The sequence below is a fragment of the Bartonella sp. W8151 genome, from assembly GCF_016100385.1.
Lineage (GTDB): Bacteria > Pseudomonadota > Alphaproteobacteria > Rhizobiales > Rhizobiaceae > Bartonella > Bartonella apis.
In genome coordinates, this window is record NZ_JACFSO010000001.1 from 126,254 (window position 1) to 142,579 (window position 16,326).

10 protein-coding genes are annotated in these 16,326 nt (G+C 45.5%); 4 read left to right on the forward strand and 6 right to left on the reverse strand.

Features of this window, described 5'->3' with window-relative positions:
- Positions 1–26 precede the first annotated feature (26 nt).
- Positions 27–2,231 carry a primosomal protein N' gene (locus H3V14_RS00620; RefSeq protein WP_371809430.1) on the reverse strand — a complete coding sequence of 735 codons (2,205 nt, stop codon included), beginning with the start codon at positions 2,229–2,231 and terminating at the stop codon, positions 27–29.
- 97 nt (positions 2,232–2,328) lie between these two features.
- On the opposite strand from H3V14_RS00620, the gene fsa reads away from it, so the two are divergent.
- The gene (gene fsa, locus H3V14_RS00625) at positions 2,329–2,982 is read left to right on the forward strand and encodes a fructose-6-phosphate aldolase (RefSeq protein WP_198221926.1); all 654 of its coding nucleotides are present in this window, start codon (positions 2,329–2,331) and stop codon (positions 2,980–2,982) included.
- Positions 2,983–3,752: 770 nt separating this feature from the next.
- On the opposite strand, the gene lptE is transcribed toward fsa, so the two are convergent.
- Together lptE and leuS are read right to left on the reverse strand one after the other, a co-directional pair.
- Complete coding sequence (gene lptE / locus H3V14_RS00630; RefSeq protein ID WP_075869372.1) at positions 3,753–4,328, reverse strand: LPS assembly lipoprotein LptE; 576 nt, start codon at positions 4,326–4,328, stop codon at positions 3,753–3,755.
- Positions 4,315–6,927, reverse strand: coding sequence for a leucine--tRNA ligase (gene leuS, locus H3V14_RS00635; protein WP_198226060.1), 2,613 nt, complete (start codon positions 6,925–6,927; stop codon positions 4,315–4,317). The genes lptE and leuS overlap by 14 nt, the downstream gene beginning before the upstream one ends.
- A 125-nt stretch (positions 6,928–7,052) precedes the next feature.
- Here leuS and H3V14_RS00640 point away from each other — a divergent pair, with 125 nt between their 5' ends.
- Positions 7,053–7,733, forward strand: coding sequence for a YggS family pyridoxal phosphate-dependent enzyme (locus H3V14_RS00640; RefSeq protein WP_198226061.1), 681 nt, complete (start codon positions 7,053–7,055; stop codon positions 7,731–7,733).
- Here the strand turns inward: H3V14_RS00640 and H3V14_RS00645 are convergent, their stop codons facing one another.
- On the reverse strand, positions 7,734–8,714 hold the full coding sequence (locus H3V14_RS00645; RefSeq protein WP_371809431.1) for an SDR family oxidoreductase: 981 nt from the start codon (positions 8,712–8,714) through the stop codon (positions 7,734–7,736). It lies immediately after the preceding gene.
- A gap of 311 nt (positions 8,715–9,025) precedes the next feature.
- Here H3V14_RS00645 and acs point away from each other — a divergent pair, with 311 nt between their 5' ends.
- On the forward strand, positions 9,026–10,975 hold the full coding sequence (acs, locus tag H3V14_RS00650; protein WP_198226062.1) for an acetate--CoA ligase: 1,950 nt from the start codon (positions 9,026–9,028) through the stop codon (positions 10,973–10,975).
- Between the two features lie 563 nt (positions 10,976–11,538).
- On the opposite strand, the gene H3V14_RS00655 is transcribed toward acs, so the two are convergent.
- A complete protein-coding gene (locus tag H3V14_RS00655; RefSeq protein WP_198226063.1) occupies positions 11,539–12,729 on the reverse strand; it encodes an acetate/propionate family kinase in 1,191 nt (396 codons plus the stop codon).
- Positions 12,722–13,666 carry a bifunctional enoyl-CoA hydratase/phosphate acetyltransferase gene (locus tag H3V14_RS00660; RefSeq protein WP_198214466.1) on the reverse strand — a complete coding sequence of 315 codons (945 nt, stop codon included), beginning with the start codon at positions 13,664–13,666 and terminating at the stop codon, positions 12,722–12,724. Before H3V14_RS00660 ends, H3V14_RS00655 begins: the two co-directional genes overlap by 8 nt.
- Positions 13,667–14,696: 1,030 nt before the next feature.
- Here H3V14_RS00660 and H3V14_RS00665 point away from each other — a divergent pair.
- Positions 14,697–16,073, forward strand: a complete 1,377-nt coding sequence (locus H3V14_RS00665) for a sensor histidine kinase (protein WP_246784913.1) — start codon at positions 14,697–14,699, stop codon at positions 16,071–16,073.
- The last annotated feature ends 253 nt before the right edge of the window (positions 16,074–16,326 follow it).

Sequence of the window (16,326 nt, forward strand, 5' to 3'; positions counted from 1 at the left end):
GTTACTTCAAGTCAAAAGCAAGAGCATTAAATGAAACTTTGCGGATCAATGTCAACCTGCACTCGTATTGTACCACGAATTTTTGGACCGCGGGCAAGCATCGCACGAATAAAAGATTGCATATCGGCGCGGCGGCTTCCTTGCAAAAGCAGTCTGAAACGGTATCTTCCACGAACCAATGCCAAGGGCGCTTCAGCCGGTCCCAGAACAGATATTTCACCGGCTGATGGCGCAGCCTGACGCAATGCACGTGCATGGGCTTCAGCGTCACTGCGGGTTTCCGATGAAACAATAAGGGCTGCAAGACGTCCAAAAGGCGGAAGATTGTGGCGTGCCCGCTCGTCAATTTCTCTTTTATAAAAAGCTTCGGTATCCCCCGAAATAATGGCTTGCATAACGGGGTGATCGGGCTGATAGGTTTGTATCAAACCCTGGCTTTTCAGCCCTGTGCGACCAGCGCGACCGGTAACCTGGGACAACAACTGGAATGTACGTTCGGCCGCGCGCGGGTCGCCATTTGAAAGTCCCAAATCCGCGTCAACAACACCGACGAGTGAAATACCCGGAAAATGGTGGCCTTTGGCAACGAGTTGTGTTCCGATAACAATATCCACCTCGCCTTTTGAAATTGCTTCAAGCTCGAGCCTTAATCTTTTGACGCCGCCAACCAGATCGGTCGACAAAACCAGAATGCGTGCCTCGGGAAATAGCTTCAATGTTTCTTCGGCAATTCTTTCAACCCCCGGACCACAGGCAACCAGATGATCAAGTGTCCCGCATTCGGGACAAGCTTCAGGTATCGGTTCATGATAGCCACAATGGTGACACATAAGCTGGCCGCGAAAACGGTGTTCCACCAGCCAACTTGAGCAGTTCGGACATTGGAAGCGGTGTCCGCAAACGCGGCATAAAGTCAAAGGGGCGTAGCCGCGGCGATTAAGAAATATCAGCGCCTGTTCTTTGCGATCAAGCACCTGACGCATGGCAAGTTCAAGTGGTGGCGACAAAAATCTGCCCGAGGGAGGAGCGTTTTTGCGCATGTCGATAGCGCGCAAATCCGGCATAGCAGCTTTTCTGAAACGGGAAGGCAGATGAACCGCCTGATAGCGCCCCTGAAGAGCATTGACTTTGCTTTCTACAGAAGGGGTTGCAGAAGATAAAACAACCGGAAAACCGCCAAACGAGCCACGCGCCACAGCCATATCACGCGCATTATAAAAAACACGGTCTTCCTGTTTATAGGCAGTATCGTGTTCTTCATCGACAATAATCAGTCCCAGATTTTCAAAGGGAAGAAACAGGGCAGACCGCGCTCCTGCAACAACCTGCACGCGCTTTTCAATGACCTGTCGCCAGACATGTTCGCGCTGTTTAGGCGTAAGATCGGAATGCCATTCGGCAGGCGGCGCACCAAAACGGCTTTCAAATCTATCCAGAAACTGTTGGGTCAACGCTATTTCGGGTAAGAGAATGAGAACTTGTTTGCCTTTTTTAAGAGCTTGCGCGACAGCTTCAAAATAAACTTCCGTTTTGCCCGAACCGGTAACACCATCAAGCAGCAAAACTTTGAAACAATCTCCGTCAACAGCTTCTATCAATGTATCGGCGGCAAGCTTTTGTGCTTTCTCGAGTGTCGGACTTGAATAGTCCGGATCGGGGAGCGCCACAACAGGAGGTGGCGGCATTTCGATTTCCTCGAATACGCCGGAATTTTTCAACCCTTCTACAACACTTGTCGACGTTCCCGCCGCGTGGGCAAGCCCCGATTTTGTCCAGGCCAGACCATTTTGTGCAAGTTCGAGAACGCGTTTGCGTGCAGCCGTCATTTTTTCGACTTTACCACCACAATAGCGCAATCCCGGAATGGCCGGCTCCGGATCGAATGCCGCAGGAACGCGCAAAGCCATGCGTGCCACCATTCCGGGAGGCGAAAGGGTATAATCGGAAACGAAATGGATAAAACGCATCATGTCGGCCGGCAGTGGCGGACAATCGAACAAATCGGAAATCGGCCGCAATTTTTTAACTGACACTTTGTTATCGCTATTTGCCTCATTGGTAACAAGGCCGGCAACTTCTCTTGGCCCCAGAGGCACGCGCACAATCGAACCGACTTGGACTTCCATATTATCCGGCACCGAATAACTATAGGCTGTTTCTGCCGGCATCGGTACCAACACTGAAACGGTTTTTGGTGTCTTTGATTCGGTTTTTGTCATCGCTAGCGTCATGTTGGACTTGCTTTTGCATAAAACAATGGATCATAACAAGAAAATCACAGCAAATCGCCAAATATCAGGCCGCATAAGAAAGCTCGGGAGCTAACCCATGAAATTTTTTGTTGATACTGCCATTATTGAGGAAATTTCGGAACTTAACAATCTGGGTCTTGTCGACGGTGTAACAACCAACCCATCACTTATTTTGAAATCCGGACGTGATATTATCGAGGTAACGAAAGAAATTTGTGCGCTCGTTGACGGCCCCGTATCTGCGGAAGTTACCGCTGCCGATTTTGACGGAATGATGAAACAGGCGCAAATATTGGCAAAAGTTGCCGACAATATTTGCATCAAACTTCCGCTGACATTTGACGGATTGAAAGCTTGTAAAGCTCTTTCCGCCAAGGGCTTGAAAACCAATATGACCTTGTGTTTTTCCGCCAATCAGGCATTGCTTGCGGCAAAAGCCGGTGCAACATTCGTTTCCCCCTTCATCGGACGGCTTGATGATATCGGATTGAATGGCATGGATCTCATTGGTGAAATCCGGACAATTTTTGACAATTATGACTTCAAGACACAAATTCTCGCTGCCTCTATCCGTACAGTCAATCATGTCAAGGAAGCTGCCCTTATCGGCGCCGATGTCGCAACAATCCCGCCTTCAATCATGAAATTGCTGATAAAACACCCGCTTACGGACAAAGGCCTTGAAATTTTCATGAAAGACTGGGAAAAAACCGGCCAGACTATCGGATGAATGTTATTGCAATAAAAACAGATAACAGTTGAATTCAATTAGCTATCAATGAGAGTGGTAAATAGAAAATAAATTCTTTTACCACTTTTATTTTTACGTTTTCATAATTAAATTATTTATGATAAACTATTTCATATCTCTAAAATTCCTATTTTACTAAGCGTTATAATTTATTAGTTGACCTCACGTTCAACCGAATTGCTTTTTTCAATTAAAATAATGTTCGTTGTTAATTTACTTTCCAAAAACAGACATCCACTCGAACTGAGCTGTAACCGCATATTTAAAACAACTTACAGATTCAGGTTGGTTATCCGATAAATTTCGTTATGCCGCGCACAAAATAATGGATACAGATGTGCCGAAAATCATTCCATGTCACATAGCCAATTCCAGAACGAATATCATTGACTTTATTCGGCTTTGTTTGATCACTCTTTTTAGGAACGGATATTGTTTGCAATAAAAAACGGGCGTTTTGACAGAGACGCCACGTTCGCACAATTGATGCAGCCAATTCTTGAATTGCAGGAGCAAGCAAAACCAAGTTTGCGAATTTTCTCAACGGCTTTTAACGGAAAGATTTAGAGGTAAAGCGCAAGGATCGGAAAGAGACCGGAATCTACCGGACTGAATGGGATAAAATAGCTTTATTTCTCACTGCCGCATAAAAACAGGGTAACTTCACGCGACAGAAAGGTTAAAAAAACCTGATTGTAAAATTTTTTAAAAAAATTCCGGCAGTGTTTTTCATCTGCCGGAATAACGAATCATTTCAACTTCGACATATCCTGAGCCAAAGACAAGAAGATTTGCTCGGCGAGCTCTTCCGCTGCACGTTTCTTGGCATCCTCTTCTGCTTGCAAGTTTGCATATTCCTGACGAGGCCGATCGAACGACGCACTGACAGTCCGTGTCCGCCGTGCGAGAGGATTATTTTTCATATCTTTCAAGACATAAGTCGAACGACCATCGACAGCACCGGCAGATGCACGCCCCGTACGATCGGTCGTATCGCCAATATCCATCTGGACTGCAGTACGAATACTGAAACTTGTGCCGAGCGAGAGCTGATAGGTTGGAGCAGAAGGCTCTCCTGCACCACCATTCAACAAGAAAATCAACCGGTTACGAACCAATTGGTTAAACCGGTCGGTCGGCGCGTCAATCACAACACCTGACAATTTGGAGCGGATGGACGGTGAAACATTCATTTGCGCCGCCCCGTTCGAGTCCCCGTGATAGAGAGGCTGAACAGTGCAGGCCGATATGGCGAGCGTTGTCCCCAATAGTACAGCAGTTGTTATGGGTCTGATGCTATTCAGAATATGGTCAGGCAACAACATTGACGATCCTCTGTGGAACTACGATAATTTTCTTCGGCTTCTTGCCTGCCAGATTTGATTGCACAAAATCAAGCGCAAGAACAGCCTTTTCGATGGTAGATTGATCCGCATTGCGTGCAATTGTCAAATCACCACGCTTTTTCCCGTTAATCTGGATCGGGATAGTTATCTCGTTATCCACAATTAAAGCAGGATCGTAGTGTGGCCACGGCATTTGGGCAACCAGATTTTTCTCTCCCAAAGTTGCATGACATTCTTCCGCCAGATGTGGAGTCATTGGCGAAATCATGATGATGAAGAAATCCAGTGCTTGTCTTAAGGCAGCCTTCATTTCGTCATCGGCCTGTTCCAGATTTTGCAACTCGGGAGCGAGCTTGTTGACGAGTTCATAAAGGCGTGCCACTGCACGATTGAAAGCAAGCTTTTCAATATCATCTGCCACTTTCGCAAGTGTGCGGTGAGCCGCTTTGGAAATATCAAGTGCTGCCCCTTTTGTTCCGGCTTGCGGTTTGACATGTGCCAATATTTCGGCACTTGATGAAATCAAACGCCAGACACGTTGCACAAAACGGTGGGCACCTTCTGCACCTGCTTCGGTCCAGATAACATCACGTTCGGGCGGTGAATCGGAAAGCATGAAAAGCCGTGCCGTATCAGCACCATAGGAGGAAATAATATCGTCCGGGTCGACGACATTTTTCTTCGACTTCGACATTTTTTCGATCGAACCGATTTCAACCGGACTGCCATCGGATAAAAGTGTTGCACGACGTACGCCATCTTTCTCTTCTATCCGGATATCGGCAGGTGCAACCCACCCGTCCTTGTTGTGATAGGTTTCGTGAACAACCATGCCTTGTGTAAAGAGCCCCTTGAACGGCTCGTCAATATTGACGTGGCCGGTCATTTTCATAGCCCGCATAAAAAAGCGCGAATACAACAAGTGGAGAATAGCGTGTTCAATACCACCGATATATTGATCGACCGGCAACCACTTCTTTATCGCGTCCTTGTTCGTCGGCTCATTTTCCCACGGAGCGGTGAAGCGGGCGTAATACCACGAAGAATCGACAAATGTATCCATCGTATCGGTTTCCCGCCGTGCGGGTTTGCCACAACGCGGACATTTAACGAATTTCCATGTCGGGTGGCGATCAAGCGGATTACCCGGTTTATCAAATGTGACATCCTCAGGCAATTTTACCGGTAAATCGGCACGTGGAACCGGCACATCCCCGCAATCATCACAATGGATAATCGGAATTGGGCATCCCCAATAACGTTGCCGCGAAATACCCCAGTCACGCAAACGGAATTGAACTTTGCGCTCGGCTTGCGGTCGACCATTCAACATCTGTCCTGACAAACGTTTGAGCACTTCCTCGAAGGCAGCCTTCGGCTTTAATCCGTCGAGAAAGCTAGAATTGATCATAATACCGTCTTCGGTATGGGCTTCTTCCGTTACAACAAAACTATCAGGATCCGCACCTTCAGGCAAAACAACCGGACGCACAGGCAATTCATATTTATTGGCAAAATCAAGATCGCGCTGATCATGGGCAGGACAACCGAAAACTGCACCTGTACCATATTCCATCAATACAAAGTTAGCCACATAAACAGGTATTTCCCATTTATCATCAAAGGGATGGACGACTTTCAAGCCGGTATCAAAGCCTTTTTTCTCGGCGGTTTCTATCTCCGCTGTCGAAGTTCCTTTGCGGTGACACTCGTCGATAAAATCTTTGAGTTTCGCATTTTTTTCGGCGAGTTTGCGGGCAATCGGATGATCGGCGGCAATAGCAATAAACGACGCACCGAATATTGTATCGGGACGGGTTGAAAAACACTCGATCTCGTTAAATCCGTCAACCTGTGTGTCGCCGGCAATTTTCCAGCGCAGCAGCGCTCCTTCGGACTTGCCGATCCAGTTGCGTTGCATAACGCGAACTTTTTCCGGCCATTCATCAAGACCATTCAAACCATCCAGAAGTTCCTGACTGAATTTGGTGATTTTGAAAAACCATTGCGTAAGTTCGCGCTGTTCGACCAATGCACCCGAACGCCAACCGCGCCCGTCAATGACCTGCTCGTTTGCAAGCACTGTATGATCGACCGGATCCCAGTTGACCTTGGACGTTTTGCGGTCAACAAGGCCTTTTTCATACATATCGAGAAAAAGCATCTGCTGGCGATGATAATATTCGACATCGCAGGTTGCGAATTCGCGCGACCAGTCGAGAGAAAGCCCCATGGACTTCAGCTGCTTTTTCATGGAAGCAATATTCTGATAGGTCCAGTCTTTCGGGTGAACTTTATGTTGCATAGCGGCATTTTCCGCCGGCATGCCGAAAGCATCCCACCCCATCGGATGCAAAACATTAAATCCGCGGGCGCGTTTATAACGGGCAACCACATCCCCCATTGCATAATTGCGTACATGCCCCATGTGAATGCGTCCCGATGGATAGGGAAACATTTCCAACACATAATACTTCTCGCGCGGGTCATTATTATCGGTTTTGAAAACTTCTTTTTCGCCCCAGATTGATTGCCATTTCTGTTCTGTCGCGCGTGGATTATAGCGTTCAGTTGCCATTACAATTATACTCTTGCAAAATGTGGTCAAAAAACTCAATACGTGCTTCACCACGGATTAAGGAAAGCGTCAACCATTTCTATGCGCTTTTATTCATTAAAATTGATGAAGAAGGGAAAATGACTATGGATGCGGTTATTGCACAATGGCAAAAAGTCAAAGAGAACATCGCCAAAGCGTGCAATGATGCAAAACGTGCGACTGATGACGTTCAGCTCATTGCAGTGTCAAAAACTTTCGGAGTTGAAGATATTCACCCGCTTCTTGAAGCAGGGCAACGTGTTTTCGGTGAAAACCGTGTTCAGGAAGCCGAAAGCAAATGGCCGCAATTGCGCGAAGAATTTCCTGATCTCAAACTCCATCTCATCGGGCCATTGCAATCGAATAAAACAAAAGAAGCGGTTCAGCTTTTTGACGTGATCGAAACGGTTGACAGAGAAAAAATTGCAAAATTTCTTCAAGAAGAAATGTCAAAACAAAACCGCAGGCTTCCTTGTTATGTGCAGGTCAATATTGGAGAAGAGCCGCAAAAAGCCGGTATCGCGCCGAACGAGGCAGTCGAGTTTGTCAAACACTGCAAGAACGACCATCATCTTGATATTATCGGATTGATGTGTATTCCACCGGTTGGTGAAAATCCCGGCCCCTATTTTGCCCTTCTTGCAAAATTGGCGAACGAAGCAGGAGTGAAAAAATTATCAATGGGAATGTCGGCGGACTATGAAACGGCCGTTGCCTTTGGTGCCACAAGTGTGCGCGTCGGTTCGGCAATATTCGGTCATCGTCCGCCGATTGTTCACCAATAATCAGCTATCCATGCCACTGCCACCGGCAGCGCCGAAGACCTGGCCCGAACAATAGCTTGCTTCCTCGGATGCAAGCAAAACATAAAGGGGCGCAATTTCAACCGGCTGGCCTGCACGCTTCATAGGTGTTTCTGAACCGAATTGCGGCATGGCTTTCATAAGCTGTCCACCTGCCGGTTGCAGCGGTGTCCAGAATGGACCGGGGGCAACGGCATTGACGCGAATACCTTTCGGAGCGAGCTGTTTTGCCAGCGATTTGGCAAAAGCAACATTGGCAGCCTTGGTTTGTGAATAGTCGAACAAGGTTGCAGACGGATCAAATGCCTGTACCGAAGACGTAATAATGATGGAACCGCCAGCAGGAATATAAGGCAGCGCGGCTTTGGTTACGCGGAAAGGTGCATAAATGTTGGTTTTCATCGTTTTGTCAAAAGATTCGTCTGTGAGATCGGCAAGGGCTTCCACCGCCTGTTGACGGCCGGCATTATTGACCAGAATATCAAGCCCGCCCAGTTTTTGGACTGCTTCCTCAACCAATTTTTCGCAAAAATGCCGATCGGTCAAATCACCGGGAATTGCAAATCCTTTGCGTCCAGCCTCTTCGATAAGCTTAATGACTTCTTGTGCGTCTGACTCCTCTTCCTTCAGATAATTGATAGCAACATCGGCACCTTCGCGAGCAAATGCTATTGCTACAGCTCTTCCGATGCCGCTGTCACCACCGGTAATCAAGGCTTTCCGGCCTAGAAGTTTACCGGAGCCTTTGTAACTTTTCTCTCCGTGATCGGCCTTTGGCGTCAACTTTGATGCAAGTCCCGGAGCTTGTTGTTTTTCTGTCGAATAAGGTGGGCAGGGATAAGCATCAAGCGGGTTTTCGAGCGAAGACTTTGACGCAGATTTCGTTGCCATTCGCTTGCCTTTACCACCCGTTCCACTTTCAAGCGCCTCTTCACGCGAGAGTATCAATTTTTCATCCAACATAGATTTTTCCTTTCAATTACCGAGCACAATTAGAAGTTCTATTGCTTCATTATTTTAACTACTGCCCGGCTTCGGAAAATCGATGCCTTGAAGGATTTTTTTCAGTAAAAAACAGACAAAAATTGATAATTAATAATTCTTCTATTTTCCTCTCTCGAAATCTTCACAATAAGTTTTTTAAAAACATCAATTAAAAACTTTCAATAAAAACGAAGATAACATTTACTGTAAGTATAAAACATTCATTCCCGATGAATTTTTATAAACAACATGTTGCGCGAGGAGAATTGCAACATGAAAAGGAGGAGAAAATGTCGGATAATGTCTATTCCGTATCTAATAATATCAAGAAAAATGCCCTGATTGATCGTGAAACATATCTTCAATGGTATGATGAAAGCATAAAAGATCCCGATGCATTCTGGTCGAAACATGGCCGTCGTATTGATTGGTTCAAACCTTTTACAAAAGTGAAAAATACCAGTTTTCGCGGAAGAGTATCAATAAAATGGTATGAAGACGGTGTTACCAATGTCAGTTATAATTGCATCGACAGACATTTGAAAAGTCGTGGCGATCAGGTCGCCATGATCTGGGAAGGTGACAACCCCTATATTGATAAAAAAGTCACCTATAAAGAACTTTACGAAAACGTTTGCCGGTTTGCCAATATTTTAAAAAAAAGGGGCGTTAAAAAAGGCGATCGCGTAACAATCTATTTGCCGATGATCCTTGAAGCAGCCTATGCGATGCTTGCCTGCGCGCGCATTGGTGCAGTACATTCGGTTGTGTTTGCCGGATTTTCGCCGGAAGCACTTGCCGGACGTATTGTTGACTGTGAATCCACCTTTATCATTACGGCCGACCAAGGGGTCAGGGGTGGCAAACCTATTCCGCTGAAAGAAAATGTCGATCATGCGATTGACATAGCCGCACGCCAATATGTGCTGGTCAATCAGGTGATGGTGGTGCGCAGAACCGGTGGAAAAATCGGTTGGGCTCCGGGCCGTGATTTCTGGTATCATGAGGAAATGGCCAATGCGAAAACCGAGTGCCCACCAGCGCGCATGAAAGCGGAAGATCCGCTTTTTATCCTTTATACATCGGGTTCGACCGGAAAGCCGAAAGGTGTCCTGCATACAACAGGTGGCTATCTCGTTTATGCTTCCATGACACATGAATATGTGTTCGATTATCATGTCGGCGATGTTTATTGGTGCACAGCCGATGTCGGCTGGGTGACCGGGCATTCCTATCTCGTTTACGGCCCCTTATGCAACGGTGCCACAACTCTTATGTTCGAAGGTGTTCCGAACTTCCCCGATCAGGCGCGCTTTTGGGAAGTTGTCGACAAGCATAAGGTCAATATCCTTTATACCGCACCGACTGCTATCCGTGCGTTAATGGGAGCGGGTGACGAATATGTCGAACGGTCAAAACGGACGTCGCTGCGCATCCTTGGATCAGTTGGCGAGCCAATCAATCCGGAAGCATGGAACTGGTTTTATCATAAAGTCGGTGATGACCGCTGCCCAATCGTCGATACGTGGTGGCAAACCGAAACCGGTGGCCATATGATTACGCCTTTACCCGGTGCAACCGATTTGAAACCCGGATCGGCAACACTTCCCTTTTTTGGTATCAAACCCGAACTTGTAGACACCGAAGGAGAAGTGCTTGAGGGCGAAAACGACGGTAATTTATGCATTATCGATTCCTGGCCTGGACAAATGCGGACGATTTATGGGGACCATAACCGTTTTGTCGAAACCTATTTTTCTACCTATAAAGGCAAATATTTTACCGGTGATGGCTGCCGGCGTGACCATGACGGGTATTACTGGATTACCGGCCGCGTCGATGATGTCTTGAATGTTTCAGGCCATCGCCTTGGAACAGCGGAAGTTGAATCGGCGCTTGTTTCCGATCATAACGTTTCGGAAGCAGCGGTTGTCGGTTATCCGCATCCGATCAAAGGGCAAGGAATCTATTGTTATGTGACACTCATGGAAGGTGTTGAACCAAGCGAAGAATTACGCCAACATCTTATCAAACATGTGAGAAACGAGATCGGACCGATTGCCACACCGGATAAAATCCAGTTTTCGCCAAGTTTGCCAAAAACGCGTTCAGGCAAAATCATGCGGCGAATTCTCAGAAAAATTGCCGAAGATGAATTCGAAAATTTAGGCGACATTTCAACACTTGCCGAACCACAGGTGGTCGAAGACCTTATTGCCAACCGTTTGAACAAACATTGAGTAAAAAACGCTATCACCGGAACTATCCGGTGATAGCACAAACTTCCATTGATCTGCTTCCATTAACTTCAAACGCGCAAGCATATTCAGTGCCGTTTGGATAAAGGATAGCCTATGCCCATCGGTGACGACAATGATTCTTGAAAGAACAAACAAAGGCAATAACGGGTTTTGAAAATAGTTCTTCAACCGCATGATCCGGAATTCGTTGGTTTAGCGATTTTTCACAAATAGCGAGAGCCGCATCGCCTATTAAAATAGCCATTAAATTGCGCTGATGGATTTAAAAAATAAAGTCCTGAGACTCCTTCGGATAATCCGGCGATTTTATCAAAACCGTTCAGCGGATTAACCGACTACGTGATGAACAAACAGGCACGTAGCCACACTTTATTCCGAAACAGGGATTTTCAATCTCTCACACTATTGGACAGGCTTTTCGCTTTTTATTTTTTAAAAATATTCCGTCGTAAAAGCGGACGCTAACAGGATGAAACGGTTTTCCTCCGGAAAAAGCTGACCACATTTTATTTTGGTTACACCTTCAAGCCGACATGAAAAAATCAATTCGGCGTTTTTTCGTTTTCGTCAATCAGACGGGCAGCATCATCGGCGATGCGTTGTTCTTCATCTGTCGGAATAATAAATGCTGCAATCGGACTGTTGAATGTCGTCAACCGGGATTGATTGGCATTATTGGCTTTATAATCGATTTCGATGCCCATCCACCGCAACTGCTCCAATACAGCCTCACGAACCTCCGGTTGGTGTTCACCGATTCCGGCAGTAAAAATGATGGTGTCGAGCCCTTGCAACGTGACAGCCAAACGTGCAATTTCCTGAGCGATGCGCAAGTTGAAAACATCAAGCGCCTGTTTTGCCTGCTTCAACTCGGAACTTACCAGATCTCTGCAATCGGCGCTGATGCCGGACATGCCAAGCAGGCCGCTGGAGTGGTAAAGCATATATTCCATATCGCTGACACTATGGCGATTGTTACGCAATAGATGTATGAGCACTCCCGCATCAAGCGCCCCGCAACGCGTTGCCATTGGCACGCCATCAAGCGTCGTAAAACTCATTGTCGTTTCTGCACTTTGATGATTTTTCAATGCACAAAGACTGGCACCACTTCCAAGATGGGCAATAACAACGTTTTGCGTTCTGACATCTTTTGGCAATTTCGGGAGCTGTTCGGCAATATACTGATAAGAAAGGCCGTGAAAGCCATATTTTTTGATACCACGATTATGTAAAATCCGCGGGATAGCGAAGCGCCTTACCCTGTCGCTTTGGCCTTGATGAAAAGCCGTATCGAAAGATGCCGTCTGCATAAGCGAAGGATAAAGTTTTTTAACAAGATAAATCAATCTGAGATTGGCAGGCTGATGCAGCGGAGCAAGCGGAATAAGTGATTCCATATAATCCAATGTTTTATCATTGACGACGCAGGCACTCCTGAAGATATCGGCACCATGAACGATCCTGTGACCAACAGCTTTGATATCTCCAATTTCCATTCTTTGAGTAAGCCAGCCGAACACCTGCTTGAGCATTTCTTTGTCATCGGCGTTTTCCGGCAGCGGTGCTGCCGCTATCTGGTCGCCGGTCTTTTCAATACGGAATGAAAAACAATTACGCCTGAGATCAATCGACCCTTTACCAAGACGTTCTGCACGGCCACCATTATTTTCATAAAGTCCGATCTTTAACGACGAAGAACCGGAATTGAATGTTACAATCCGGTTATTCATGGTGTGCGTGCTCCAGTTTGAAACGCCGCTCGACCATTATTTTTGCAAGAGCTGCAGAAGCAAGGCGCACTTCCACTTTGTCCGATCTGCTGGTAAGAATGATTGGAACACGTGCCCCGAGAACCAGTCCGGCGGCACCGGCGTCGGCAAAATACATCAACTGTTTGGCAAGCATATTGCCAGCCTCGAGATCCGGCACCAAAAGGATATCGGCTTTTCCGGCTACCGGTGAAACAATGCCTTTTATTTCCGCCGCCTTCAAATTGATCGCATTATCGAACGCCAACGGCCCATCCACGACTGCACCGGTAATTTGCCCACGCATCGACATAACGGTCAAGGCTGCTGCATCAAGGGTGGCCGGCATTTTCGAATTAACGGTTTCTACCGCAGCAAGAACCGCAACAAGTGGTTTTTCGAGCCCTAGAATGCGCATAAGATCAACCGCATTCTGGACAATGTCGCGTTTATCATCAAGATCGGGCCGGATATTGATTGCCGCATCGGTGATAAGGAGCGGCTTGGAATAGGCCGGTATATCCATCGCATAAACATGACTGATGCGCCGTTCTGTTCGCAACCCTGATTGGGCACTGACCACCGCACTCAACAATTCGTCTGTATGGAGTGAACCTTTCATAAGTGCCTGAACTTTTCCGCTGGCAGCCAATTCTACGGCTTTTTGCGCAGCAGCATGGCTATGCTCGGTTGGCACCAGTTCCAGACCATCGATTTTGACACCGGCGGCTTTGGCTGCATTGCGTATTTTTTGCTCAGGCCCTATCAGAACCGGCTCCAGAAATTTTTCCTGCCAGGCCTCAATAGCGGCAAGCATGGCTTCTTTTGAACAGGGGTGAACAACACCTGTTTTGATCGGAGGAAGGTTACGTGCCTGTTCAAGATAGGAATCATAACGTCCATGTTTTTTCGACACCATAATTATATCCTCACTTTAAAAGCCGGTTTTCAAAACCGGTATTTTACAGCCGTTTCATCAGCAAACCAGATTACCCGAATTCTTTTCATGCTATATTAATTAATTCCGAGAGAAACATGACCAGATTTTTGTGTCAAATAAAATAGCATTATTTCATCAACGCTAAACCGCTCATAAAAATATCTTGTTCTGGCGCAGATTTTAAACTGAAAGGCACCGATTATTACTTCGGTGATAGCTATCTTTATGTTGATTTTCGCTAAACATTAACATTCGAATGAGAAATGCAAAAGCGTTATGAAAACCGAACCGGTGATTAAAAAATATCACTATTCAAAAGCCTTCATAGGTCCAAAAAATATATGTTTAATAACATAGCTATTATTTTTCAGGAAATGCCTTCAGGCCCCACAAAGCTCCATAACCAAATGAATAATGGCACGAAAAAATCTATTTTTCTTCTTTCGAACGAATCACCGAAAATAAACATGTAAAGTTGATCAAAATTTTCATGTCGATTCCAATAATGATTCTTAAATACTTCTTTATCGAAAATAAAAATTAATTTTCACAAAATAATACTCTTATTGAGTTTTTATAAACGCATAAAAATTGATAATACTGATGCACGTTACGAAATTCTGTATGTATCAATATGTTTTACCAGAATTTTATATACAAAAATTTTTTGTAATAACATCCGTTATAATAGCATTTTTGTTTTTATAAAAAAATAACTTTAAAAAATTATATCAATTATCATATTAATTATGGAAGAAAGTTTTTAAACTTGTCTATGCTTCATCGGAATTTGAATTGGCAAGAATCCGCTTTTTGACGGGAATGATAAATTGTTCAAATATAAAAATTCCTGTTTTTGGTTCATTTTTTTACAATAAACTTCTTGGTTAGAGAGTTAACAAAGCTTTGACTGTATGGTATAAAACTTAACGGGAACAGCGGGATGACGTTAAACACCTGTTTGTACATGACAGTATTCATAGGTTATTAAAACGGAGTCTGGATAACCATGATGAAGCGTGTTGAAAAACAGGGTTGGCGTAACCAGCTTATTCTCGATAATGCCTTGGACTATGCAATATTGACGGCAGACATGAACGGGCTCATCGTGAGCTGGAGTCCGGGGGCGGAAAAGCTTTTTGGTTGGAAGCCCGAAGAGGCTATCGGGCAACCTCTTGATATTCTCTTCACCGAAGAAGACCGGATAAATAAACTTCCCGAAACACGTCAACAAATGGCCAGCCTTCATCGCATTGATGCTGTTGAACGTTTTCACCAAAGAAAAGACGGAAGCACATTCTGGGCATCGGGCGACCTTCAGGCTCTTTATAGTGATGACGGCAAACAACAAGGATTTTTAAAAATTGTTCGTGACCGGACTGATGAACAACGCCATTCAGAATCATTACGATTAAGCGAAGAGCGGCTGCGGCTCGCCCAACAGGCAGCGGGTATCGGAGCTTTTGAAATTGATCGCGATCGCAGCATGATCGAAGCGACACCACAATTTTTGAAATTGTTAGGTTTTAAGGAAAGTCCCGAGCTTCCGTTAAGTGACTTTTATTCGGTTATCATTGACAATCCGCGCGACATTGCAAAACAGATGTTGCAAACGAGGCAAGATGAAAGTTTGATCACGCATCTCGAATTTCAGGTCAAGCGTAAAGATACCGATCAATTACGCTGGATCGGCTATTGGGCCGAAGCTGCTCCGAAAGATGTCGGCAATTCAATGAAGCACCGCATCTTAGGCGTTTTGCAAGATGTGACGGAGAGACGCGAGGCGCAGGAAAAACAAGCCATTCTTTCCGGCGAGCTTGCCCACCGTGTGAAAAACATTCTGGCCATTGTTCAAAGTATAGCCAATCAGACACTGACTGAAGAAACGTCGATGACAAAAGCGCTACAGAATTTTTCTGTGCGTCTTAACGCACTTGCCCATGCGCAGGATATTTTAACGCAAGGTGCAGCCAACAGTGCCGATCTCCAACAGATTGTCGAAAGCAGCCTTGATATCCATGACAAAACCGGAAAAAGATTTATCGTTTCGGGCCCGCAGGTTTCCCTATCGCCGCAAACAGCTCTTTCCATGGCTTTGGCGTTACACGAATTGAGCACCAATGCAGTTAAATATGGGGCACTTTCTACAAAAACTGGCGTCGTGGAAATCAATTGGACAATCGAAAAAAACGAATTCCATTTTTCGTGGCGCGAAAAAGGTGGCCCAATGGTTCACGAACCTACAAAACTCAGTTTTGGTAGCAAGTTGATTAAACGCCTCCTACCTGCACGATTTAACGGTCATGCCGATTTGAATTACGATCCGGACGGTTTTTCGTTCGAACTTTTTGCTCCCAAAACCGTTCAGAATTTTCCTAATCAATGAAAGAAAGATATTCGTAAAGCCTATTTTGAAATCATGATGTTTTTGGAATTTTATAGGCATCTCACAATCGGGTTGCCATTTATTGAAACGGGGAAAATTATTTCAGAATGACTGTCTTTGTATTTGATCTTTACAGTCAATTGCCCGCTATGGATTTTCCCCGCCAAACGATCTTTCAACAGACAATAAGCGGTAAACCATCGCACTGTTCATAAAACCATTCGATAGCTTCACACGAATATATTTTCTACCT